The following is a 24494-nucleotide window of genomic DNA, read 5'->3' as shown; positions in this document are numbered from 1 at the left end:
TACTTGTTGACCTCGCGCACCTGGTGCTTGTCGTCCACCACCCGGGCCGTCGCCGCGTCCGGGGAGTTGATGAAGAGGTGGTTCTCCCGCACCTCCAGCTCCAGCGGCCCGTTCGCCCGACCGCGGATGGTGTCGACCAGTTGGCCGCCCGCGTCGAAGGAGTAGATGGTGCCGGTGGCCTCGTCGGCGCAGTAGAAGCGGTCCGCCCAGGCCACCGCCGGGCTGAGCCCGTCGCCGTCGCCCGGCACGGTGAACGCCCGCTCCTCGCCGCTGTCACCCACCACCAGCACCCGCCGCTCGGCGGACACGGTGACCGGGACCCGCGGTCCGCTGGTGCGGGCTGGCAGCGCCGCCGGGCCGCTCAGCGTCAACGGCGTGAGGTGGACCTCGCCACGCCGCACCCGCACCAGCTTGCCCGCCGTGCGGTCGAGCACCGCCACCCCGTCGTCCAGGGTGGAGACCACCAGCTCGTGGCTGGCATCGGCCACGTCGTACGTCTCAACCCGCTCCGGGCTGAGCCCGCCGCCCGCGGGCGCGGCCGAGGCCGGCGCGGACGGCAGCTTCGCGGCCGTGACGGCCGACACGGTGCCCTCGCTGGGCACCGCGATCCAGAGCCGGCCCTCGCCGTCGAAGGTGCCGCCGGTGATGCCCGGCGGATAGCGGACCGGCTCGCCGACCGGGGCCAGCGACCGCGGGTCGAGCTGACGCACGATGCCCTGCACGGCGTCGACGACGAACGCCGCGTCCTCGTGCAGGGCGACGCTCACGCCCAGGCCCGGGGTGGTCCGGGTGGTCGCGGTGAGCTGAAGGGTGGCCAGATCCAGTGAGCTGACCTGCCCGGTCTGCAGGTCACGCAGGATCAGCAGCCGGTCGGTCTGGGTGACCTGCATCGGATGCCGACGGGCCCCGGGGACCTCGGTGCGGGTGTCGACCCGCGCGGTGACACCGTTGACCCGGGCCAGCTCGCTGCGCGCCGCGCTCCACAACCAGGAACTCGCGTCGTAGTTGGCCACGGCGTTGTCCGCCGCGCCCAGCCCGAGGACGGTCAGCCCCATCGCGGCCAGCAGCGCGGTCACCGTGCCCACGGTCACCAGCCCGCCGCGCAGCCGGGACCGGGAACGGGGAGCGTCGGTGTGCGCGGCGTCGTCGATGCTGGCCACAGCCGGCTGCCTCCCCTGAGTCGTGGCAGGTGGCGCGCGCCTCGCGGCGACCCCTCCCCTGAGCCGGGTGCCATCATATGGCGCGGTCGGTGCCGGGGGAACCCGCACGGTCACCCCTGTGGATACTGAGCGTGTGCGGTGTGGACGCCCAGCTCAGCTCGGCGGAGTGGCGCGTTCGCGCTCAGTGCAGACCTGCCCCGAGGTGGCGAAGCTGTCGGTGGAGTAGACCGCCAGCACGGTGAAGCAGTAGTCCACTCGCGAATTCAGCCCGTTGACCGTGTAGCTCGTCCGTCCCGGGTCCACGGTGGCCATCACCCCCAGCGCCTGCCCGGCCCGGCCACCGGCGACCATGAACGGAACCGCGCCCCCGGACGGGTCCGTCCAGGTCAAGGTGATCGTGACAGAGTCGTCCCGCAGCTTCAGGTCCCCGGGTGGAGGCCCGGCCGCCGTCGGCGCCGCCGTCGCCGTCGGCGCGGTCCCGGTCGCCGGGGGCGGGTCGTCGCGGTTGAGCACCACCACCCCCAGGCCGGCCACCGCCACCACGGCCACCCCGGCCGCCACCGCGGCGCCGATCAGCGTCGCCCGGCCGCGGCTGGGCGAGGCTTCGTCGGCGTACGTCGGCCGGTACCCGTCGGGTTGGTGGTGCTGGCCCGGGTGCACCTCCTGGCCCGGGTGGTACTGCTGGGCCGGGTACCGCTCGGGAACCGGCTGGGACGCCAGCTCGGTCGGCGGCGGGTAGGCGGGGGCCACGAACGGACCCGGAGGCTGCGGGGTTGGTATCGGGTACCCACCGGTCGGCGTCGCGGGACCGGTGACCGCCGGCGGGGCCGGGTGAGCCGGCGTCGCGACGGGGCTCGACTGTCGATCGGCCGGCTCCGGCTGGGCCTTGTCCGGCTGGCCGAGGTTCGCATCGAGCCTGCCCGGATCGCTGCTGGCCGGTCCGGCTGGCGGGAACACCTCGGTGGTCTGGGTCGTCGTCATTCCCGTCCGCTGCGCCGGAGGGCTCGGCGGCACCGCCGCAGCCGTCAACCCGCCCGGCTCGGCCCAGGGCTCCTCCATCGATGATCGGCCCGTCGGGTCGTTACCGGCCGTGGGTAGCACCTGCGGCGGCGCGGTGCTGCTCCACGGTGGCGCGGTCAACCCCCACGGCGGCGCGCTCACCGGCGGCGCGGACTCGGGTTGGTTGTGACCAGGTGGTGCGGAGACCGGGTAGGGGTGGCCGGGTGGCCCGGAGACGGGCTGGTCGTAACCGGGCGGTGCGGAGACCGGGTAGGGGTGGCCGGGTGGCCCGGAGACGGGCTGGTCGTAACCGGGCGGTGCGGAGACCGGGTAGGGCTGGCTCGGTGGTGCGGAAACGGGCTGGCCGTAGCCGGGTGGCCCGGACACCGGGTAGGGCTGGCTCGGTGGTGCCGAGACGGGCTGGCCGTAGCTGGGCGGCGCGGATACCGGATAGGGGTGGCTCGGTGCTCCGGATACCGGGTACGGGTGGCTCGGCGGCGCCGAGACGGGCTGGCCGCGGCCAGGCGGTCCGGACACGGGGGAGTGGTGGCTGGGTGGTGCGGAGACGGGCTGGCCGCGGCCAGGTGGCCCCGACACCGGGAAAGGTTGGGCCGACGGCACGGAGGCGGACCCGGGTTGGATCACCGGGTCGGGACGGCGGGGCGGGCTGCCGAGCTGCGCCGGTGTGCCGGCCGACACCGGCGGCCCGGGGACCGGCTGTGGTGCAGAAGGCGGGCCGTTCACCGGGTCGCTGGGTGGTGCGCTCACCGGGTGCATCGGCCCGGGAGGGGTACTCGTCGAGGTCGGCCCGTCCGGCGCTGTCGCCGCTCCGCCCGACGCGGTGGTCGGCCCGCTCGCGCTGGTCGGCGTGCTCGCGGCCCGAACCGTTTCCTCGGCCAACAGCGGCTCAATCTGCTGTACCTGGATCGTCGGGGTGTCCCACCGGGGAGCCGGAACCGGCACCGCCGTAGCTGGCGGCGGGGCGGCCGACACCGGGAGGGCCGCGGTCGGCGAGGCTGGCGCGTCGACGGCCGGCGGGGGTGGTTGGTCGCCCGCCCGCTGGCGTGGCGGTACGACTGATCCGGACGGTGGCCGCGGAGGTTGCTCCTGTTCGGCCAGGCGGGTGGGCTCTCCCTGGCCTTCGATTGGCGGTCGAGGAGATGTCACCGCCGGTCGAGCCGGCTGCGGTTGCTGCGCCTCCGTGCGCTGGCGTGGAGGCACGGGCGGGGGCGGTGGACCGGGCTGCGGTGCCGCCGGCGTGACGGGGGACGGCACCGGCCGGGCCGGCGTCACCGGGGGAGCGGGAGCCGGCGGCGTGCCGGCGTCGGCGGGCGGTGCCGGTGGGGCGGGTACGCGTACCGCCAGAGGGGTTGACTGAGGCGTTGCCGGCGGTGGCGGTGGAGCCCAGGGCGACGCGGCGGGTGGTGGGCTGCCCGCCGACGGCCGCATCGCGGCCAGCGTCGCCAGGGACAGCGTCGGACCGGACAGGGCGGCCCGCGCCCCGGCATCGTCCGCCGGAACAGGATCGGTGGACCGGTCGTCCGGCGCTGGGCGGGGTGTCGGTGGCGATGGGTGCCGCACTGCCGGCGCAGCGGGAGCGGCGTCGCCGAGGTAGTGGCGGGCGGCGCGTACCGCGGGGTGGTCCTCGCCGAGCACGGCGGGCCCGGCGGTGGCGACGCGGGTGTAGTTCCGCCGGGCCTCGTGCCGGTTGCCCAGCTCCTCGGCGACCTCGGCGAGCTCGAAGGCGAGCGCGAGCAGCACGGGATCGGAGTGCTCCCAGCGCCGCTCGCCCGCGGCGAACGCCTCCTCCAGCACCCGGCGGGCGGCGAGCGGATCGTCCGCCTCGCGGTGCAGGCGGGCCAGCAGGTGCGCGGTGTGCAGCACCTCGGGGTGGTCCTCGCCGTAGGGCGGACGGGCGGACTCGACGACCTCCGCGAGCAGCTGCCGGGCGGCGCTGAGGTCGCCCGCGGCGCGCAGGGCGAGAGCCCGGTGCTGGGCGGCTGCCAGAGGAGAGGGATGGGACACGTGGCAATGCTGCCGTCAGATGGCCGTCCGACGCTACCCGGACACGCCTTCGGCGGTACGTCGGTGACCCCTCGCGAGGCGGTCTGAGCAGCGGCGGGAACACCTCCACGGAGGGGCTCGACGGCGATGTGCATGATCCACGAGTGGCGTGTACAGTAACTCCCCGTGCGGCCCCCCGGGCCGGCCATCGGGTGTCAAGATCATCCAGGTCGGCGAGGTAGGCTGAACGAGCAAGTCCGGGTGGCGGAATGGCAGACGCGCTAGCTTGAGGTGCTAGTGCCCGTATAGGGCGTGGGGGTTCAAGTCCCCCCTCGGACACAAATTTGAAGCATCCCTGCTGTATTTGACGTACTGGTGGTCAAGCCCGCTTGACCACGCGGAAGGTATCTCCGCGACAGTCTCGACGGATGCGACGCTCGGCGGCGGTGACCGCCGTGGCTGATATGACCGTTGCTCCTCTTATTCCACCGTTGACGCCTCCCGCGCAGAGCAAGGGGACGGACCGGCGGCTAGGCACGCTGCGGCGCCCACCATTGCCCCTGCCTGACCTTCCAGCAGCCCGGAAAAGCGCGTCGGTCTACGGCCTGGCTGCTATTGATGTCAGTGGCCGGATCGCTGATCGAATGATCGTCCGCGCTCTCGGATCGGGCTGCGGTACGCGCCTTCAAATCCGCGAGAGCGCCGGCCTCATTGTCGTCCGTCGGGACCCGCAGGGCGTCTTTACCCTGACAGGGCAAGGTCATCTACATCTGCCGGCAGCCGCCCGGAAATGGTGCGGCCTCCAGCCTGGCGACCGGTTGCTGCTGGCGGCGGACCTCATTGCCGGCGTGCTTATCGTGCATCCACCCGCAACCTTGGACGCGGTGGTCGCTCAGATACACGCTGCTGCTCTCGGCGGTGAGCAGCATGAGTGACACGGCGAGCCAGGCTGAGTTGGACGCCGCTCGGTTGTTGCTCGCGAGGATGGGAATATCCCCCGGTGACCTCATTGAGGCGGCGACGAAGCGCCCGCAGGCGCCGACGTTCGCAGATTACGTACCAATCGTGTCGGCGGCGGTCAGCGATGGAACGCGGCGTGCCTACGGATCGTATTGGAAGCGGGTCTTGGAACAGTGGGGGCAGAGGCGACTCAATGGACTCGTGCGTGATGGTTCGGAAACGGGTAGGCAACCTTGACGGAACACTGAAGCGGCTCGTATTCTGTGCGCAGCGAGTGCATTGAAAGGTTTCAAAGTCACTCTCAAGTCTCCCGCCTTCCTCCACGAGGCACGTGTACGTGGGCACACGTCATCCGGGAGGGCACCGCTCGAACTGTTCCATCCGGTTCCTGGTGCTCGTCGCACCGCACCTTCAGGGGGCCGACGTGGGCAGGCAACGTCGCATACCGCTTCGCTCTTGACCAACGGGAGCGGGGACCAGAGTCAGATCCAGTAGGAAATCGCGGCGATGGCCGCTGCCCCGTCTCACCAACCACCACCGTCACCACGCACCAGCATGCGGGGCACACGAACACCACTGTCGTCAGGGGACGGTCTCGGGCGCCAACTCCGACGTCTGAGCCAGTCACAGACAGCGCCCCGAACACCAATACCTTGTCCGATGACATCGCTGGCAGGCACCGGCATCGGACAAGGTCGCTGCACCCAAAACGGCTCGGGCCGTGGCGCTGGCGAGCCAGGCGACCGCAGAGCAGCTAACCCGAGACCCCTCTAGGCAAGCCACAACCAGAGGAGGATCCAGATGCACCGTGAGAGTAGCCCACCATCTGCGCCCAAGCAGCGAAGGGCCACTCGCTGGTCAGTGTGGGCGCTGGTCGTCGCGACGATCTTCGCGGTCGTCACGACGAGCCTGCCGAGCACTGCGGCGTGGGCCGCATTGCCGACCTGGCCGTCCAACCCGAACTGGCAGGCCCTCGTGCCCGGGCCGACAACCGACAACCCCGAGGCCGTCCGCATCACGCGGACGGCAGGAACGGTCACCAATGCCGCCGGGCTGACTGCCACGGGCAGCGGCTCGACCGTGCTGACCACCTCCTCCGGCGGGACGCCGGCGACCGTGGTCCTCGACTTCGGCAGGAACGTGAGCGGCACACCGTTCGTTACCGTCTCGGCCTCGAGCGGCGGTTCCGCCAGGACGGTGCGGATCGCGACCAGTGAGGCGCTGCCCTTCCTCACGGCCAACAGCACCGGCATCTACAACAACGACCACGGTTCGGTCATCTCCCTGAACGTGACCAGCGCGCGGACCTATACCGGCGCACTGCGCGGCGGCTTCCGCTACGCCGCGATCCAGCTGACGAGTGCCGGGTCCGTGACGCTGACCGGTGCTGGCGTCAACTTCAAGGCCTACCGCGCCACGCCAGCCCAGTACAAGGGTTGGTTCATGTCCAGCGACGACCAGCTCAACCGCATGTGGTACGCCGGGGCCTACACCGCCCAACTCGACATGGTCCCGGCCGGTGTCGCGTCGTGCTTCAACGTCCCGGTCATCTTCGACGGCGCAAAGCGGGACCGTGCCATCTGGTCCGGTGATCTGCTGATCAGCGATCCGGTGGCGCAGCTGTCGCTCGGCTCGAACGCCGCCCCGTACATCAAGGGCTCGATCAACAGCATCTTCAACCTGCAGGACTCCAACGGTCGGCTCACCAGTGCGGTGGGCTTCCGCGGATGCGGAAAGTTCGACTACGCGGTGACCTACTCGGCCTACTCGGCGATCATCGCCATCCAGTACTACCGCTACACCAAAGACACGGCGTTCATCACCGGTCTGCGAACGAGGCTGGAGAACGCCGCCGCTTACCACCACACGCGGGTCAACTCCAACGGACTGGTGGTCACCAACGACAACGACTACTGGCAGACCACCCAGAGCGGCGAGGTCACCGAGTACAGCCTCGCCTACTACGAGCTGTTGCAAAACATGATCTGGATGGAGGGCAAGGTCGGCACCACAGCCAAGGTGACCGAGTACACCAACAAGGCGAACGCGCTCAAGAACGCGATCAACAGCCGTCTGTTCAACACGTCCGCCGGTCTGTACGTCCACACCAACACCCGTACCACTGTGTATCCGTTGGACGCCAACATGAACGCGGTCCGCCTCGGGGTGGCGCCTGCCGACAAGGTTCAGGGCATTCTGAACTACTTCAGGTCACGCTGGCTGGCACGGGGCAGCCAGATCAGCCAGCCCTCCCCGAGCATGGCCGACCCTTACGGTCACACGATCGAACCGCTCAACAACACGTGGGAGGTCATGGCCCGTTTCGGCAGCGGTGACACCTCCTCCGCGTTCGACCTGCTCAGGCGTCTGTGGGGCCTGCAGGTGGACACCGCAGGTTCCTACTACACGGGCACGTTCTGGGAGTTCGTGAACAGCAACGGCCTTCCGGACCGAGGGTTCGACAGTCTAGCGCACGCCTGGGCCGCAGGCCCCACGCAGGTGCTCTCCGAGAACGTCCTCGGGGTCACGGCGGTGAACCCCGGTTACACGACGTGGCAGGTCAAACCGCAGAAGGCCGACGTGACGTGGGCCCAGGGGCAGGTGCCCACACCAAGTAGTTCGATTGCGGTGAAGTGGGCGCAGGACAGTGCCGGACAGTTCCAGATCGAGGTCACCGCTCCGGCGGGCACGAGTGGTCAGGTGTGGGTGCCGCTGGCGTCGTCGTCGGCGACCAGTAGCGCGTTGACGTCGGGTGCCACGTTCGTGCAACGCAACGGCCTCTACGACATCTACAACGTGGGTGCCGGCACGTTCCGGTTCGGAGCCACCGCCTGACGAACAGCCGTCTCCCGGCGCAGGTGCGGGAAGCAATGCCGCTTCCGCAGTGACGGGTGGGTCTCGACGGCAGCCGGCTGCCGCCGAGACCCACCCATGACAGCCATGCGTGGGTGAGCCGCGCCCGCGGCAGGTCCGGGGCGAGATTGAGCGGTGTGAGGAACGTTGCCCATAGGAGCTCCGGCACCCGCAGACCCGGCGAGGTTGTCTCACCGGCCTCCTCCGATTCAAACGACCCCTTGCCTGCCCATTGACCCGGCTAGATATCGACGGATATCTTTCTGCTGTCATGGGGAACGTTACTCGTTCAACATGAAACGTTTCATGTTGAACCAGAAAGGAACGCGCATGTCGAACGACGGAGAAGCGAGACGGTCCGACCGCAAGTCCACCGCCCTCCGCATCCGGGGGGCCGTATCGGCCGCCGTGATCGCCTTCGCTGCGGTTGCCGCCACCGCAGTGGCGGGTCCAGCGTCCGCCGCCGCCAACCCCTACGAGCGGGGTCCAGCTCCCACGGCGGCCAGCATCGCCGCCACCACCGGTCCCTTCGCCGTCGCCTCGGTCTCGGTGCCCCGCGGCAACGGGTTCGGGGGAGGAGTCATCTACTACCCGACGAGCACCAGTCAGGGAACCTTCGGGGGGGTCGCGATCTCACCCGGCCTCAACGGCACCTGGGCTGGCATCGCCTGGCTAGGCCCGAGACTGGCCTCCCAGGGCTTCGTCATCTTCGGGATCGAGACGAACAACCTCAACGACAGTCCCGCCAGCCGCGGAACGCAGCTGCTGGCGGCACTGGACTTCCTGACCCGGAGTAGCTCGGTACGCACCCGGGTCGACGCCAGCCGGCTCGCGGTGGCGGGGCATTCCATGGGCGGAGGCGGAGCCCTGAGCGCGGCTCTGCAGCGACCCTCGCTCCAAGCCGCGATCGGCAACGCGCCACACCTGCCCTCCGGCAGCCTGGCCACCGACCGGGTGCCGACGCTGATCTACGCCATGCAGAACGACACCTTGGTGACGCCGTCGCGTCTGACGAGTCTCTACAACAGCATGCCGGCCACGACCGAGCGGGCCTACATCGAAGTCGCCGGAGCGGGGCACAACTACATCGGGCAACCAAGCACCACGCTCGCCCGCACGATGATCCCCTGGCTGAAGATCTTCGTCGACAACGACGCCCGCTACAGTCAGTTCCTCTGTCCCTTGAGCAACCAGTCCGGCATCTCGCAGTATCGCAACAGTTGCCCGTTGATCTCGACCACGACGCTGTCCACCGGTGTCGACAGCACCTCGGGGCTGGCTGTCAGATGAATGAGATGCCAGGCCGCCCGGGCTGAGGCTGCCGCACGCCGGCCTTGATCGTCTCCCGCTGCCGATTTTCAGAAGGCGCCGCTGTCGTCGAACGGCAGCGGCGCCGGCCTGCTCTCGCGCAGCCTCGCTACCGGCTCGGCGACAACCGAAAGGTGGCTGAAGCCCGGACGTAGGCGGCGCAGTCCCGCGGCGAACTCCGAGGTCAAGGATCTCCAAGCTGCGGAGCCGAGCAGCGTGCCCGGTGGCAGACGCCGCCGCGGGGACTACGGCGAAGCTGTCGTCAGCGGGCGGCGAGGGTGGCGGAAAGCGTCACCTGGGTTATGGGCAGATTGTGGATCGGGTCAGCCACTCCGCGATCCGGGTGATGCTGCGCAGCGCCGCCGGATCGTCCGGATCGTTGAGGTGGCCGTGGCTGGTGCCGGGCTCACGCATCACGATGACTTCGACGCCCGCGGCCGCGAGTTCGACGCCGAACTGCTGCCCGGACGCCCGAAGGCTGTCGGAGTCGCAGTTGAGGATGAAGGCCGGCGGCAGCCCGGACAGGTCGTGACCGCCGGGAAACGCGTAAGCCTCGGCCAGGGCGCCCGGCTCTTGCACATAGGCCAGATTCATCGCCGCGATCTGCTCCGCGCCGAAGTTGAACGGCGGCGGCAGGGCTCGCACTTTGGCGACCAGCTCCGTCGGCACCGGCGGCAGTGCGGCGTGAAGCACTGGGTAGGCCAGCATCAACGCACGTGGAAGTGGGCGGCCGGTGTCACGCAGGCGCAGGGCCGCGCCCGCGGCCAGGTTGCCGCCCGCGCTGGCGCCGCCGAGGGCCCAGTTGGCGGCGGGGACAGTGGGGTCGGAGGTCGTGGCCCAAGTGAAGGCCGCGGTCACCTCTTCGGACGCGACGGGGTAAGGGAAGCGCCGCACCTCCGGCATCCCGGTGCTCTCGCCGTCCGGAAGCGGCGAGAGCCGGTAGTCCACCGTGACGACCACGAGTCCCCGTTGCGCGAGCTGTCGAGCGACCCAGTCGTTCTCGGGCATGTCGAGGTCGCCTCCGGCGAAGCCGCCCCCGTGTGCCCAAACCAAACCCAGTCGGGGACTGACTGACCGCTCACCTGCCGTGGGTGCGTAGACGCGTACCGGTATCTCACCGTGCGGGCCGACAATCTTTCGTTCCGTCGTTGAAACATTCACCACGCGGGTGCCTTTCGAGGTCGCATCGCTGATGGTTCGTGCTGGACGAGGTCGGGTGCCTTGACCCCGACCTGCATCGATGCGTGTGGTCGTCTCAAACCCGGAAAGCCCTGGCCGCCTCGGCGATGGCTCTTGCCGCGCTCGTCGCCGCCGTGCCGAACCCAGCGACGACCGGACGCGCCTACATCGAGGTCACCGGTGCGGGCCACAACTACATCGGGCAGCCGAGCACGATCCTCGCCCGCACGATGATCCCGTGGCTGAAGATCTTCGTCGACGACGGTGCCGTGGCCCTGCCACCCTCCACGATTCCTGAGCGTCGGCCGCCGTCGCGTCAACGGCGGGGGCATCGTGAGCTCGCGCATCGGGATCAGCACGCTCGACGATCGTGGAATCTCTTCGATCTGGAGGTTAGGGAATCGGTGCGGTGGTGCGCCGAGTGATCAGGGTGGGTGAGAGCTTGATCTGGGCGGTCGGCCTGCCTCGGCTGGCGACGCGATCGAGCAGCAGCCGGACCGCGTTGAGGCCCATCTGGTGTCCGGCCTGGTCCACGGTGGTCAGGGAGATCGGGCCGAAGGCGGCGAACATGGTGTCGTCGTACCCGGCGACGGAGATGTCCTGGGGCGCGGACAGCCCGGCCTCGGTGAGGGCGTCAAGCACCCCCATGGCGACGATGTCGGCGCCGGCGAAAATGGCGGTTGGGCGCTGCGGACGGGCCAGGAGCTGCTGGGCTCCGAGGTATCCGCCTTGCTGCGTGTAGGTCGTGGAGGCGATGTCGATGTAGTCGCCGAGTCCGTGGGCCTGCATGGCGTGGCGGTAGCCGTCAGCGCGTTGGGCGTTCGGCATTTCCTTGAGGCGTACGGGATTCTTCTCGGCGTGCTCGATGTGGGCGATGCGCCGGTGGCCGAGCGCGACGAGGTGGTCGACGACGAGCCCGGCGCCGGCGAAGTCGTCGTCAGTGACCGTGTCGTAGTCGGGGGAGTGCCCGTGCCGGCCGACTACCACCGTGGGCACGGCGCGGGCGACCTTTTGCAGGTGGCGGCGTGAGGAGATCGGGGCGATGAGGATGATGCCGTCCATGCTCCGGTCGATCATCGCCTCGGTGATGCGAACTTCGCCCGCCTCGTCGTTGCAGCAGGCGGCCATGAGCACCTGGTAGTCGGTGCCACCGAGGTGTTCGGTGACGCCGTCGAGGATGTCGGCGAAGAACGGGTTGCGCATCTCGGGCAGCATCACACCGATCGTGTACGTCTGCCCACGCAGGCCCCGGGCTGCGGCCGAGGGCCGGTAGCCGAGCTCCTCGATGGCCGCGCGGACCTTGATCTGCATCTCCGGGCTGGCGCCGTACGCGTTGCGCATGACCTTGGAGACGGCAGTGGTGGACACCCCGGCGTGCCGGGCGACGTCGATGATCGTGACGCGGCGGGATGGGTGCATACGAGCTCCTAAGCGCGAGAAACGTTACCCACCTTAGATCAGACCCGGCGCTAGCAGGAACCTGCGTGACCCTTGAATAACGTTGATCAGGGATGGTCTTGACGAGGTTGGCATCTGCTCGTAGTGTCGGCGAAACATCGTGGAAAACGTTACTCACGTCACACGGCATAACCCTCCCCTGCTCTCCTTCGAAGGCAGCCCCGTCAGCAACTGTAAATGAAACGATTCAGTCAAGTGGGTTCTCGTGACAGCTGATCTCAAGGTTCGCCCTCCCGGCCGGGCCGTCTCCGCTGCGCCGCCACTGCGGCGTAGCCGGGTCGCGCCGCCGTGGTGGTTCGTCCTGCCGGCGCTTCTGCTCTTCGCGTTCGTGGTGCTGGTGCCCAGCGCCCGCGGCGTCTACTACGCCTTCACCGACTGGGACGGCCTCGACCCGGACTTCGCGTTCATCGGCCTGCGTAACTTCATCGACATCCTCGACGACGGTGACGCGTTGCAGGCGGTGTGGCACACGCTGCTGATCGCGGTCGCCGTCACTGTCATCCAGAACGGGATTGGCCTGCTGCTTGCCCTCGGCGTCAACAGCATGATCAAGACGCGGAACTTCCTGCGGGTGCTGCTGTTCGCCCCCGCGGTGATCACCCCGATCGTCACCGCCTACCTGTGGCGTAATTTGCTTGGTCCCGACGGCGCGGTTAACAGCCTGCTCGGCACGGTCGGACTGAACAGTTGGCAGCAGGACTGGCTCGGCGACCCCGATCTCGCGCTCTGGATGGTTGTCCTCGTCGTGGTGTGGCAGTTCTCGGGCTACTCGATGGTCATCTTCCTGGCCGGCCTGCAGTCGATTCCTCGTGAGATCTACGAGGCCGCCGCGATCGACGGCACCGCCCCCGTGCGCCGCTTCTGGTCGATCGTCCGGCCCCTACTGGCGCCCGCCATCACCATCAATCTGATGCTGTCGATCATCGGCGGGATCAAGCTGTTCGACCAGGTCTACGCGCTCACCGGTGGTGGTCCGGGGCACGCCACCGACACCATCTCGACGTTGATCTACAAGGACGCCTTCACCCTCGGCGATTTCGGCTACAGCATCGCCCTCGCCGTCGTGCTCACCGTCATCGTCGCGGTCGTCTCTGCCGGTCAGTTCACCGTGCTCAACCGCAACGAGAAGGCGGCGTCATGAACCGCTACACGAAACGTACCTTTGTCCTCGAGATGGTGATGGTCGCGGTCGGCATCGTCTTCGCCTTCCCGGTGTACGTGCTGGTCAACCTGGCCATCCGGCAGCCCTCGGATACGTCGTCGCCGATCCGCCCGACGACTTCGCCGACGTTCGACAACTTCACCGGCGCGTGGCGCGAGGCCGGTCTCGGCGGCGCGCTGATCAACAGTGTGCTGGTCACCACCGTCAGCGTGTTCATCGTGCTGGCCGTGTCCGCCCTCGCCGCGTACCCGTTGGCGAGGAGCGCGGCCCGCTGGTCGCGCGGCACCTTTCTGCTGATCATGCTCGGTCTGATCCTGCCGTTCCAGCTGGCCTCGCTGCCGCTCTACCAGACGATCCGGGACCTCGGACTGCTCGGCTCGATCTGGTCGCTCGTACTCTTCTACGCCGGCTTGCAGGTGCCGTTCACGACCTTCCTGTACGTGGGTTTCCTGCGCGCCCTGCCACGCGACTTCGAGGATGCCGCCTCGATCGACGGAGCCAGCCCCTTCAAGACGTTCCGTTACGTCGTGCTGCCCATGCTCAAGCCCATCACGGTCACCGCGCTGGTGCTCAACGCCGTGGCGGTGTGGAACGACTTCTTCACACCGCTGCTCTATCTGAGCGGCAGCGACCAGCAGACCGTGCCGGTGGCCGTCGCGGGCTTCGTCGGCCAGTTCGTCTCGGACTGGAACCTCATCTTCGCCGCCCTGCTGATCAGCATCGTGCCGGTCCTGGCGGTCTACCTCGCGCTGCAGCGCAGCATCATCAACGGCTTCGCGGGAGGGCTGAAGGGATGACTCCGTACGGCTTGACGACCGAACAGCGCACCGAGCCGCTCGGCCTGGGTGAAACCCGCCCGCGCCTTTCCTGGAAACTGCGCAGCGACCGTCGTGGCGCCGCTCAGACCGCGTTCCGGATCACCGCCGCCCTGCGCGAGCAGGACCTGGACGAGCCCAGCCGGCTGATTTGGGACAGCGGGCGTCGAATGAGCGACGACACGCTGCTCGTCGCCTGGGACGGCCCGGCCTTGCAGTCGGCCACCCGCTACCACTGGCGCATCGAGACCTGGGACGAGTTCGGCGCAATGTCCGGTGCCGCACAGACCTGGTTCGAGACCGGACTGCTGCATCGCGACGACTGGAGCGCCGTCTGGATCGGCCGCGACCCGGTCAACCTGCCATTGGTCGACCCACCCACCGACGAGGAACGGTCCTTCCCCGATCCCGCCGGAGCGCCCCTCTACCTACGGCAGTCGTTCGACATCTCGGCGCAGCCGGTACGGGCTCGCCTGTACGCCACCGCGCGCGGCGTCTACGAGCCCAGCCTCAACGGGCAGCGGGTCGGCGACCTCGAACTCGCTCCGGGCTGGACCGAATATCACCGTCGTCTGCAGTACCAGACGTACGACGTCACGAAGCAGGTGCACGCCGGGACCAACGTCCTGGCCGCGATCGTCGCCGACGGCTGGTGGAGCGGCCACGTCGGCTTCGACCCGAGCCGCCCCGCCCGGCACTACGGCGTCACGCCCGCCTTTCTGGCTCAACTCGTCCTGGACTTCGCCGACGGATCCCGGCAGGTGATCGTCACCGACGGCGGATGGGGCGAGCGGCCGGGCCCGATCCGCGCGGCCGACCTGCTGATGGGACAGTTCGTCGACGCCCGCCGGTCCTCGTGGGACGACGACGGCTTCCAGCCCGTCGCCGTGCTCGACACGGAGCCCGGCCCACTGGTCGCCGAACCTGACGATCCGATACGCATCACCGCTGAGCTGCCCGCGACAATCGTGGACCACCGTGAGGACCGCGTCATCGTCGACTTCGGCCAGAATCTGGTCGGTCGCGTGCGGCTGCGCGTCCGCGGCGCCGAACCGGGCCGGCGGATCGTGCTGCGCCACGCCGAGGTCCTCGCCGACGGCGAGCTCTACCTGGACAACCTGCGCCGAGCCGCGGCCACCGACACGTACGTCACCGCCGGCGGCGACGAGACGTTCGAGCCGCAGTTCACCTTCCACGGCTTCCGCTACGCCGAGATCAGCGGCTACCCGGGTGAGCTGGACCCAGGTGACGTGAGCGCCCGGGTGCTGCACAACGACACCTCCTTCACCGGTCGGTTCACCTGCTCCGACCCGATGGCCGAGCAGTTGCAGGCCAACATCGTGTGGGGGCAGCGGGGCAACTTCCTCGCGGTGCCCACCGACTGCCCGCAGCGCGACGAGCGGCTCGGCTGGCTCGCCGACGCCCAGGTCTTCGCGCCCACCGCGACCCGCAACGCCGACGTGTCCGCGTTCTTCGCCCGCTGGCTGCGCGACGTGGTCGACGGGCAGGACGCCGACGGCGCCTTCCGGGACGTCGCACCGATCATGGTGCTCGACCGTGAAGGTGCCCCGGCCTGGGGCGACGCCGGCGTCATCATCCCCTGGCTGCTGTGGCGGACCTACGGCGACCGGCGGACGCTCGAGCGCAGCTTCGACTCGATGGCCGCCTGGGTCGAGCACATCAGGCGACACAACCCCGATCTGCTGTGGCGGCACCGCACCGGCAACTCGTACGGCGACTGGCTGCAGGTCGACGCCGAAACCCCACGCGACGTCTTGTCCACCGCCTACTTCGCCTACAGCACCCGAATCGTCGCCGACGCCGCCGACGTGCTCGGGCGGACCGAGGCGGGCGAGTACCGGGCCCTGCACGACAAGATCCGCTCAGCCTTCATCGACGCGTACGTCGGCCACGACGGCACCGTCGAAGGCGGCACCCAGACCGCGTACCTGCTGGCCCTGGGTTTTGACCTGCTGCCGGAAGAGCTGATAGCCGCAGCGGCCGATCACCTGGCGGCCGACGTGGAGAAGCGCGGAAACCGGCTCACCACCGGGTTCGTCGGGGTGCCGCTGCTGTGCCCGGTACTGACCGAGCACGGCCGCGAGGACCTCGCCTACGCGTTGCTGCACCAGCAGGAATTCCCTTCCTGGGGATACTCCATCCGGCACGGCGCCACCACGATCTGGGAACGCTGGGACGGCTGGACCGAGCACGGCGGGTTCCAGTCCGCCGCGATGAACTCCTTCAACCACTACAGCCTCGGCAGCGTCGGTGACTGGCTTTTCGGCCGCGTCGCCGGCATCGACCAGGCACCCGGCTCGGTCGCCTACAAAGAGCTCCTGCTGCGGCCCACACCCGGCGGCACGCTCACCTGGGCGCGCGCCGAGCAGGAGACCGCCCGAGGGCTGGTCCGTTGCGGGTGGAACCTCGACGGCGGCCAGCTCACCGTCGAGGTGACGGTGCCGCCCGGCAGCACCGCCGTTCTCGAGATTCCCACCCCCGACCCGGGCAGCGTCTGTCACAACGACGCTCCCGTCACGGCCGTGCCGTCCGCCCGTGGGGCCACCCTGCGCCTGACGTCCGGCCGGTACACGTTCACCGCCACCTCTTATTGATCTCCAACCGCAGGAGCGATCATGAAGGCTCGTAGATTCGCGGCAGTGGTTTCCGCCTTAACGGCGGTCAGTTTGGCCGCGGCGTGCAGCAGCGGCACCAACGCCAGCGGCGACGACATGAAGACGTTGACCCTCGCCTCGGTCGACCAGGGCTCCATCGAGGACGTTGTCAAGGCCTTCGAGGCGGCCAACCCCGGTGTGAAGGTCAACTTCACGACCAGCGGCGCCGATCAGTACCAGGCCCAGATCCGTACCCAACTGTCCTCCGGCACGGCGCCCGACGTGATGACCGTGTGGCCGGGCAACGGCAACCCCGGTGCGACGTTCGTTCTGTCCAAGCCGGGCTATCTGCTTGATCTGTCCGACCAACCGTGGGCGTCAAAACTGCCCGAATCGTTCAAGCAGGTCGCCCAGTACGAGGGCAAGACCTACAACGCTCTGTTCGGTCTCAATGGCATCGGCGCGGTCTACAACGACGAAGCCCTGAGTAAGTCGGGCCTGAAGGCGCCGACCACCTGGACCGATCTGATGAGCTTTTGCCGCGACGCGGCGAGCAAGGGAACCCCCGCGTACGCGCTGGGCATCCAGGACAACTGGGTCACCCAGCTCGTGCTCTACGCCCTCGCCGCCACCGTCGTCTTCGGCCAGGACAAGGACTTCAACACCAAACTCGCGGCCGGGCAGACCACGTTCGCAGGCTCCGCCTGGACCCAGGCGATGGCCAAGTACACCGAGATGAACACGGCCGGCTGCTTCCAGAAGAACCCCCTGGGCACCAGCTACGAGGCCAGCCAGACCCTGGCCGCGACCGGCAAAACCCTCGGCATCATCCAGGGCAACTGGGTCATCGGCCTACTCAAGGGCAAGAACCCGAACGGCACGTTCACGATGACCGCACTGCCGGCCACCGACGACCCCGCCACCTTCCTCGTGCCAGCCGCCGCTGGCGCCGGCTACGGCGTCAACGCCAAGGCCAAGAACAAGGAACTGGCGCTCAAGTTCATCACCTACGTGATGTCACCCGAGGGCATGAAGCTGTTCAACGAGAAGCAGGGCAGCCTCCCGACCCTGCCCGAGGCCGGCACCATCGTCGACCCCGGACTCAAGCAGCTAACCACCTTCGTCGCGGAGAACAAGACCGTGCCGTTCCCGGACCAGTTGTGGCCCAACGCGAAGGTGCAGCAGACCATGCTCAGCGGCCTGCAGGAGGTCTTCAGCAACCAGGCCACCGCGGACGACGTGCTCAAGGACATGGACACCGAATACAAGAAGGGCGAGTAGCCACCACGCGGCCTCCGTGCCCCGCCCCGGCACGGAGGCCGCCGGCCCCTCTCGAAAGGACACCCGTGACCGACTTCCCGGATGACTTCCTCTGGGGCAGCGCCACCGCAGCCCACCAGGTCGAAGGCGGCAACACCAACAACGACTGGTGGGACTTCGAACACGACCCGACCAGCGCGGCCGTCGAATCCTCCGGCGACGGCATCGATCACTTCCACCGCTACTCGGAGGACTTCGCCCTGCTGTCCTCGCTCGCCCACAATGCGCACCGCCTCTCGCTGGAATGGTCACGCATCGAACCGGCACCCGGTGAGTTCAGCCAGGCCGCCATCGCCCATTACCGGCGGGTCCTCACCGCCCTGCGCGACGAAGGTTTGACCGCTTTCGTGACACTGCACCACTTCACGTTGCCGCGCTGGTTCGCAGCCCGCGGTGGCTGGCTCGCCCCGGACGCCGCCGCGACGTTCGCCCGCTACAGTGCCCGCGTCGCAGCCGAGCTGGGCGAGCTGATGCCGTACGTCTGCACCGTCAACGAACCGCAGATGGTGGCCCTGCACGGCTACCTCGAGGGCTACCACCCACCCGGCATCGCCAACCCGGTCCTCTGGAAACGGGTCGGCGGAGCGCTGTTCGGCGCCCACTTCGAGTGCGTGCGGGCCGTCCGCAAGGAGGCCGACAGCCTCACCGGCCTGGCGCTGCAGTTGCCGCTGCTCGCCCCGGCCCGCGACGACGAGGCCTGCCACACGCTCCACGAGCTGATGCAGCACGAGATCGTCGACCGCTATCTCGACGGGCTCACCGGACCGGACCGTGGCGACTGGCTCGGCGTGCAGTACTACCGCAAGCAGTGGGTCGACCCGTCCTCACCCACCTGGTTCGGCCTGCCGCCCGAGGGCACGCCGACGACGCAGATGGGCTGGGCCGTGTACCCCGACGGTCTGCGCCAGATGCTGCACCGGGCCGCCCGCACCGGCCTGCCGCTGTACGTGACCGAGAACGGCATCGCCACCACCGACGACTCCGAACGCGTCGCCTACCTGCACAGCCACCTCGCCGCAGTCGCGCAGGCCCTGGCCGAAGGCGTCGACGTGCGCGGCTACCTGCACTGGTCGGCCTTTGACAACTTCGAGTGGAGCGAAGGCTATCGACCCACGTTCGGGCTGGTAGCCGTCGACCGGAACAACGACTTCACCCGCCACCCCAAGCCCAGCGCCCATGCCTTCGCCCGCGTCGCCAGCACGGGCGGGCTCGACCTGGAGGCGCTCCGATGACCCTGCTGTCACAGCTGACCGTCGAAGAGAAGGCTTCGCTCTGCCTCGGCTCGACCTTCTGGCAGACCGCGCCGATTCCGCGCCTCGGCCTCCCCGAGGTCATGGTGGCCGATGGCCCGCACGGCCTGCGCCGCCAACCGGAAGGTAACCAGACCAGCATCTCCGGCAGCCTACCCGCCACCTGCTTTCCGACCGCGTCGGCGCTCGGCTCCTCCTGGGACCCCGATCTCGTACGCCGGGTGGGGGAGGCGATCGGGGCGGAGGCGCGCGCCCAGGGCGTCGCCGTGGTGCTCGGGCCGGGCGTGAACATCAAGCGGTCCCCGCTGTGCGGTCGCAACTTCGAGTACTTCGCCGAGGACCCGTTGCTGACCGGGGTGCTCGGCGAGGCGTATGTCGAGGGGATCCAGAGCCAGGGCGTGGGGGCGTGCGTCAAGCACTTCGCCGCGAACAATCAGGAGACCGACCGGCTGCGGGTGAGCGCCGATGTCGATGAGCGGACGCTGCGCGAGATTTACCTGCCGCATTTCGAACGCATCGTCACCCGTGCCCGGCCGTGGATGGTGATGTGCGCCTACAACCGGGTCAACGGCGTGCATGCCGCGCAGAACCCGTGGCTGCTCACTGACGTGCTGCGCGATGAGTGGGGTTTCGACGGTGTCGTCGTCTCCGACTGGGGCGCCGTGTACGACCGGGTCGCGGCGCTGGACGCTGGCCTCGACCTTGAGATGCCCCCGAACCTCGGCGTCAGCGACACCGCGCTGGTGGCCGCGGTCCGCGACGGCTCCCTCGACGAGGCCGTCCTGGACCGCGCCGTCGAACGTGTGCTACGCCTGGTCGAGCGGGCGCCGAAGGACGTGCAGCCCGCCGAGTTCGACGCGGCAGCACACCACGCGCTGGCGCGCGAGGTGGCCGCCGACTGCGCGGTGCTGCTGAAGAACAACGGCGGCCTGCTACCGCTTCAACCGTCCGAAGATGACATCGTCGCCGTGATCGGTGAGTTCGCCCGAAGCCCGCGCTTCCAGGGGGCCGGCAGCTCACAAGTCAATCCCACCCGCGTCGACATCCCCCTCGACGAGCTGCGCGCGGCCGGGATGCGGGTGGAGTTCGCCGCCGGCGACGACCCGGCCGAGGCCGTGGCTCTGGCCCGCCGCGCCAGCACCGTGGTGCTCTTCCTCGGGCTGGCCGCCGGCGACGAGTCCGAGGGCGCCGATCGCGAGCACCTCGACCTTCCGGCCGCCCAGACTGCGCTCGTGGAACAGCTCGCCGAGGCGAACCCCCGACTCGTCGTGGTCCTGTCCAACGGCTCGGCCGTCCGGATGACCCCGTGGGACAAGCACGTTCCCGCGATCCTGGAAACCTGGCTCTCCGGCCAGGCCGCCGGCGGCGCCATCGCCGATCTGCTACTCGGGGCCGCGAATCCAAGCGGACGTCTCGCCGAGACCCTGCCGCTGCGCCTGCAGGACGTCCCGTCCTACCTGAACTTCCCCGGCGAGCAGGGCCATGTCCGTTACGGCGAGGGCGTCTTCGTCGGCTACCGCGGCTACGACGCCGTCGGCCGGGAGGTCGCCTACCCATTCGGGCACGGCCTGTCCTACACAACCTTCGAATACCGGGACCTCGTCGCCGGGCCCGGTATCGCGACCCTCACGGTCATCAACACCGGTGGCCGGCGCGGCAAGGAAGTCGTTCAGCTCTACATTGCCGCGCCAAGCAGCCGGGTGGCCCGTCCGTTGCGCGAGCTCAAGGCGTTCGCCAAGGTCGACCTCGCACCCGGCGAAGCAACCATCGTGACCTTCATGCTCGACGAGCGGGATCTGTCGTACTGGTCTCCCGCCGATCGGCGCTGGGTTCTCGAAGGCGGCACGATCGAGATCAGCGTGGGCGCATCGTCGCGGGATCTACGCGCCACCGCCACCCTCGACGTGCCGGCGCCGCCGATCAGGGCCGCACTCGACACCAACGCGACCCTGCGCGAGTGGCTCGCCGACCCCGAAGGCTCCGCCGCGCTGCGCGAAGCGGTCGGCGTCGGCCCGGACGGCACACCCAACGGCATCCTCGGCGACGACGACACCCTGACCGTCCTCGGTGACTTCCCCCTGCACGTCCTCACCGTCTTCCCCGGCCTCGGCATCGACCGATCCGTCCTCGACAAGGCGACCGCAGGCCTGCCGTCCTGAGGAGGTCTCCGTGAACCCGTAATCGCTCAACTCTCTGCTCGACGTCGCATCCCCGATCCCCCAACCAGGACTGTTCGTCACCAACGACAGAGAAGGAATCTGATGCCCCCGATCAGAAAAACCGCGGCTTTCCTGACGACAGCGTTACTGCTCACCCTCGGAGCCGCCGTGCCGGCCAACGCCCACTCCGGATCCGCAGGCGACGTCCGCGTCGTGCAACTCAGTGTCGACGGCCGCTACGACTCGCCGCTCGGCCTCGACACCATCCGTCCTACCCTCGGTTGGCAGATGGCCGATACCGGCAGCTGCAAGCAGCGGGTCTGCGCCGCCGACCGGCAGACCGCGTATGAGGTGCAGGCTGCCGCCACCGTCGCCGACCTGCACACCGGTCGCCTGGTGTGGCGCACCGGTAAGGTCTCCGGCGACAGCCAACAGGTTCGCTTCGGTCGGGACCTGCGCTCCCGCGACACCGTCGCCTGGCGCGTACGGGTCTGGGACGCCCACCGAAAGCAGTCCGCCTGGTCCGCCCCGTCCACATGGAGCACCGGTCTGCTCAACCCGTCCGACTGGGGCACGGCGCGCTGGATCGACTACCCCGACCGGGCCGAAAACCAGCCGATGCCGATCTTCGCCCGCCAGTTCGCGGTGCCGAAGCACAAGAAGGTCGCCGACGCCCGCCTCTACCTCTCCGGTGTCGGCCTGCACCACGCCACCGTCAACGGCCGGGAGATCACCGACGAGGTCCTCGCCCCGGGCAACTCCAACTACCAGCTCTCCAGCGAGTACCGCACCTATGACCTGACGTCCACGCTGCGCTCAGGCGCCAACGCGCTCGGGGTCGAGCTCGGCAACGGCCCGGCCTACGTGCGCCGCAGCGTCACCAACCCGGCCGTCGGGCGCACATCCCCGTACTCCTGGTGGCAGAGCCAGCTCAAGGGCAGCGGCACACTGGCTGCCGACGTCTCGGCCGGAAACACGGTCATCGAGGTCAGCGACGTCACCGGTTATCACGTCGGCGGCACGGTCAACGTCGACACCGGGGAAGGGGGCGACCGGCTCGAGTCGCGAACCATCACCGCGATCGGGACCACGAGCATCACCTTCACGCCGGCGCTCACCGTGGCGCACACCGCTGGGGCGAAGGTCACCGGCTCGGGTAACAGCATCGCCGCCAGCGACGCCTCCGCCGGGGCGGCCGTCACCCCGCGGTTCATCGGCCGCCTGGAGATCCGTTACCGCGACGGCAGCCGCGAGACGATCGTGACCGACCGGTCCTGGCGTACGGCGCTGGGCCCGCTGGTCACCGACGCCTGGTATTCCGGCTCCGACTACGACGCCCGCCGCGAGCAGCCCGGCTGGAACACCCCGGGCGCCGACCTCGGCCCGTCCGCGTCCCGCCGCGACGGCACGGCGACCGGCTGGATCGCGGCCGGGATCGCACCGCCGCCGAATCTGGCCACGAAGCTGGTCGCCCGCACCGCTGAGCCGATCACGGTGCAGGAGGAGTTCACGCCGGTCTCGGTCACCAACCCGACGCCCGGCACCTGGGTGTTCGACTTCGGGCAGAACATCGTCGGCTGGCCCCGCCTCAAGCTCGACCGCCTCCCGGCCGGTACGACGGTGAAGGTGGCGCCCGCCGAGTCGCTCAAACCCGACGGCACGGTCGACCAGGCGTCGCTGATGGGCGGCGGGGGATCTCGCGGCGTCGACCTGTTCAACACCTACACCACCGCCGGCGGCCGCTCTGAGTCGTGGCACCCGAACTTCAACTACTTTGGCATGCAGTGGGTCCAGGTCACCGGCCTGCCTGAGGGTTTCACCCCCACCAAGGATCTGATCACCGGAGTACGCCTGCAGGCCGACACCCCGGTCGCCGGCACCTTCTCGTCGTCCAACGACCGCGTCAACCGGATCCATACGATGTCGCGGTACTCGTTCGCCGCGAACATCATGAGCGTGTTCACCGACTGCCCCGGCCGCGAGAAGCTGTCCTACCCGGCGGACTACACGATGCCGATGGGCGCGATTCACCGCGACTTCCAGCTCAACGCCTTCATGCGCACGACCATGCGGCACCTCGTGGAGGGTCAGTCCCTGGCCGACACCCCGATGGCGGGCAACGTCGCTCTGAAGACTCCGGTCTACGACTGGGGTTACAGCGGCCGATTCGGCGACGAGATCAACTGGGGCAACGCGATCGTGCTGGTCCCGTCGATCCTGCACCAGCTCTACGGCGACACCGCCACCATGAGCGCGTCCTACGACCGGCTTGTGCTCTTCGTCGACTACATCCAGCGGCAGAAGGTGGTGGACGGGTACTTCGTCGATGCGGCCCTGGCCGACTGGGTCGGTGCCGAGACAACCTCCGGCCGCATCACCGGCACCTGGGGCTACTACCTGACGATCCAGTCGATGGCCCAGATCGCCACGCTGACCGGCCATGCCGCCGATGCCACCCGGTACACGGCGCTCGCCGACGAGATCAAGGCGGCGTTCAACCGGGCATTCTTCAACGAGTCGCTCGGTCGCTACACCAACGCCGGCAGCGCCGGCACCGAAGGCGCCACCCAGGCCGCGCAGGCCCTTGCCCTCGATGCGGGCCTGGTGCCGGCCGACAGCCGGGGCAGGGTCCTCGACGCGCTGGTCGAGCTGATCTACGCCTTCCACCCGAACGGTACCGGCCCGCACTTCAGCGGCGGCACCATCGGCATGGGTCCGATCGTGCGGGCGCTGATGAACGGCGACCGCGACGACGTGCTGTGGGAGGCGCTGCAACAGGACGACCAGCCCAGCTACGGCTACTTCATGCAGTCGACCCCGGCCAACCCGGGCGGCATGACCACCATGGGCGAGCGCTGGAACCGCGGCGACTCCAAGAACCACATGATCCTGGCCCAGATCGAGGAGTGGTTCCACGCCGGCATCGCCGGCATCCAGGCGGCCCCGGGCTCGACGGCGTACGACCGACTGGTCTTCAGGCCGAAACCCGTGGGCGACCTGACGAAGGCGAGCGGCTCCTATCAGACCCCGGCCGGGTGGGCCCGATCGGCCTGGACCAAGACGGACGGTCGCTTCTCGCTGTCGGTCACCGTTCCCGCCAACACCCAAGCCGAGGTGTGGGTGCCGGCGGCGGACAAGCGCCTCGTCGCGGCTTCGAACCGCGCGCTGTTCCAGCGCTCCGAAGGTACGTACGTCGTCTATACCGTCCCGTCCGGGTCGCACTCCTTCACGGTGCGCACCGGTTCCTGATAC

14 protein-coding genes, 1 tRNA gene and 1 pseudogene are annotated in these 24494 nt (G+C 69.1%); 12 read left to right on the top strand and 4 right to left on the bottom strand.

The window, feature by feature from the left end; translation table 11 throughout:
* A pseudogene (locus DKT68_RS13960) lies at positions 1-1160 on the bottom strand (fibronectin type III domain-containing protein); the annotation flags it as partial.
* A gap of 153 nt (positions 1161-1313) precedes the next feature.
* Complete coding sequence (locus DKT68_RS31970; protein ID WP_236646883.1) at positions 1314-4184, bottom strand: tetratricopeptide repeat protein; 2871 nt, start codon at positions 4182-4184, stop codon at positions 1314-1316.
* 234 nt (positions 4185-4418) lie between these two features.
* Here DKT68_RS31970 and DKT68_RS13945 point away from each other — a divergent pair.
* The 4 genes from DKT68_RS13945 to DKT68_RS13925 all read left to right on the top strand — a co-directional run bounded on the left by DKT68_RS13945 (position 4419) and on the right by DKT68_RS13925 (position 9266).
* Positions 4419-4502: transfer RNA gene (locus tag DKT68_RS13945), tRNA-Leu, on the top strand.
* 107 nt (positions 4503-4609) lie between these two features.
* Positions 4610-5098, top strand: a complete 489-nt coding sequence (locus tag DKT68_RS31965) for a hypothetical protein (protein WP_236646882.1) — start codon at positions 4610-4612, stop codon at positions 5096-5098.
* An 886-nt stretch (positions 5099-5984) separates the two neighbouring features.
* Positions 5985-7958 carry an alpha-L-rhamnosidase C-terminal domain-containing protein gene (locus tag DKT68_RS13930; protein WP_161556663.1) on the top strand — a complete coding sequence of 658 codons (1974 nt, stop codon included), beginning with the start codon at positions 5985-5987 and terminating at the stop codon, positions 7956-7958.
* Between the two features lie 312 nt (positions 7959-8270).
* Entirely contained in the window at positions 8271-9266 is a 996-nt protein-coding gene (locus DKT68_RS13925; protein WP_236646881.1) for an alpha/beta hydrolase family protein, read from the top strand.
* Between the two features lie 318 nt (positions 9267-9584).
* On the opposite strand, the gene DKT68_RS13920 is transcribed toward DKT68_RS13925, so the two are convergent.
* Positions 9585-10445, bottom strand: a complete 861-nt coding sequence (locus tag DKT68_RS13920; protein WP_109817833.1) for an alpha/beta hydrolase — start codon at positions 10443-10445, stop codon at positions 9585-9587.
* A gap of 38 nt (positions 10446-10483) precedes the next feature.
* Between DKT68_RS13920 and DKT68_RS30910 the strand changes: the two genes are divergently transcribed.
* Entirely contained in the window at positions 10484-10888 is a 405-nt protein-coding gene (locus DKT68_RS30910; RefSeq protein WP_146218363.1) for a hypothetical protein, read from the top strand.
* Here the strand turns inward: DKT68_RS30910 and DKT68_RS13915 are convergent.
* A complete protein-coding gene (locus DKT68_RS13915; protein ID WP_109817821.1) occupies positions 10857-11882 on the bottom strand; it encodes a LacI family DNA-binding transcriptional regulator in 1026 nt (341 codons plus the stop codon). The two genes, DKT68_RS30910 and DKT68_RS13915, sit on opposite strands and share 32 nt — an antisense overlap.
* Positions 11883-12126: 244 nt before the next feature.
* Here DKT68_RS13915 and DKT68_RS13910 point away from each other — a divergent pair, with 244 nt between their 5' ends.
* From DKT68_RS13910 to DKT68_RS13880, 7 genes are all read left to right on the top strand, one after another.
* Positions 12127-13062, top strand: coding sequence for a carbohydrate ABC transporter permease (locus DKT68_RS13910; RefSeq protein WP_109817820.1), 936 nt, complete (start codon positions 12127-12129; stop codon positions 13060-13062).
* Positions 13059-13880 carry a carbohydrate ABC transporter permease gene (locus DKT68_RS13905; RefSeq protein ID WP_109817819.1) on the top strand — a complete coding sequence of 274 codons (822 nt, stop codon included), beginning with the start codon at positions 13059-13061 and terminating at the stop codon, positions 13878-13880. Before DKT68_RS13910 ends, DKT68_RS13905 begins: the two co-directional genes overlap by 4 nt.
* On the top strand, positions 13877-16513 hold the full coding sequence (locus DKT68_RS13900) for an alpha-L-rhamnosidase (RefSeq protein ID WP_109817818.1): 2637 nt from the start codon (positions 13877-13879) through the stop codon (positions 16511-16513). The genes DKT68_RS13905 and DKT68_RS13900 overlap by 4 nt, the downstream gene beginning before the upstream one ends.
* A gap of 45 nt (positions 16514-16558) precedes the next feature.
* On the top strand, positions 16559-17794 hold the full coding sequence (locus tag DKT68_RS13895; protein WP_236646879.1) for an ABC transporter substrate-binding protein: 1236 nt from the start codon (positions 16559-16561) through the stop codon (positions 17792-17794).
* Positions 17795-17859: 65 nt separating this feature from the next.
* The gene (locus DKT68_RS13890) at positions 17860-19065 is read left to right on the top strand and encodes a glycoside hydrolase family 1 protein (protein WP_109817816.1); all 1206 of its coding nucleotides are present in this window, start codon (positions 17860-17862) and stop codon (positions 19063-19065) included.
* Positions 19062-21242 carry a glycoside hydrolase family 3 C-terminal domain-containing protein gene (locus DKT68_RS13885; protein ID WP_109817815.1) on the top strand — a complete coding sequence of 727 codons (2181 nt, stop codon included), beginning with the start codon at positions 19062-19064 and terminating at the stop codon, positions 21240-21242. The genes DKT68_RS13890 and DKT68_RS13885 overlap by 4 nt, the downstream gene beginning before the upstream one ends.
* 213 nt (positions 21243-21455) lie before the next feature.
* Positions 21456-24491, top strand: a complete 3036-nt coding sequence (locus tag DKT68_RS13880; RefSeq protein ID WP_236646878.1) for an alpha-L-rhamnosidase — start codon at positions 21456-21458, stop codon at positions 24489-24491.
* The last annotated feature ends 3 nt before the right edge of the window (positions 24492-24494 follow it).

The organism is Micromonospora acroterricola, assembly GCF_003172955.1.
GTDB lineage: Bacteria > Actinomycetota > Actinomycetes > Mycobacteriales > Micromonosporaceae > Micromonospora > Micromonospora acroterricola.
This window is presented reverse-complemented; position numbering and strand designations above follow the sequence as displayed.

Coding starts and splice junctions, on each gene's coding strand:
- DKT68_RS13900 (WP_109817818.1), top strand. CDS start 13,877: ATGACTCCGTACGGCTTGACGACCGAACAGCGCACCGAGCCGCTCGGC.
- DKT68_RS13925 (WP_236646881.1), top strand. CDS start 8,271: ATGAAACGTTTCATGTTGAACCAGAAAGGAACGCGCATGTCGAACGAC.
- DKT68_RS13885 (WP_109817815.1), top strand. CDS start 19,062: ATGACCCTGCTGTCACAGCTGACCGTCGAAGAGAAGGCTTCGCTCTGC.
- DKT68_RS13915 (WP_109817821.1), bottom strand. CDS start 11,882: ATGCACCCATCCCGCCGCGTCACGATCATCGACGTCGCCCGGCACGCC.
- DKT68_RS13905 (WP_109817819.1), top strand. CDS start 13,059: ATGAACCGCTACACGAAACGTACCTTTGTCCTCGAGATGGTGATGGTC.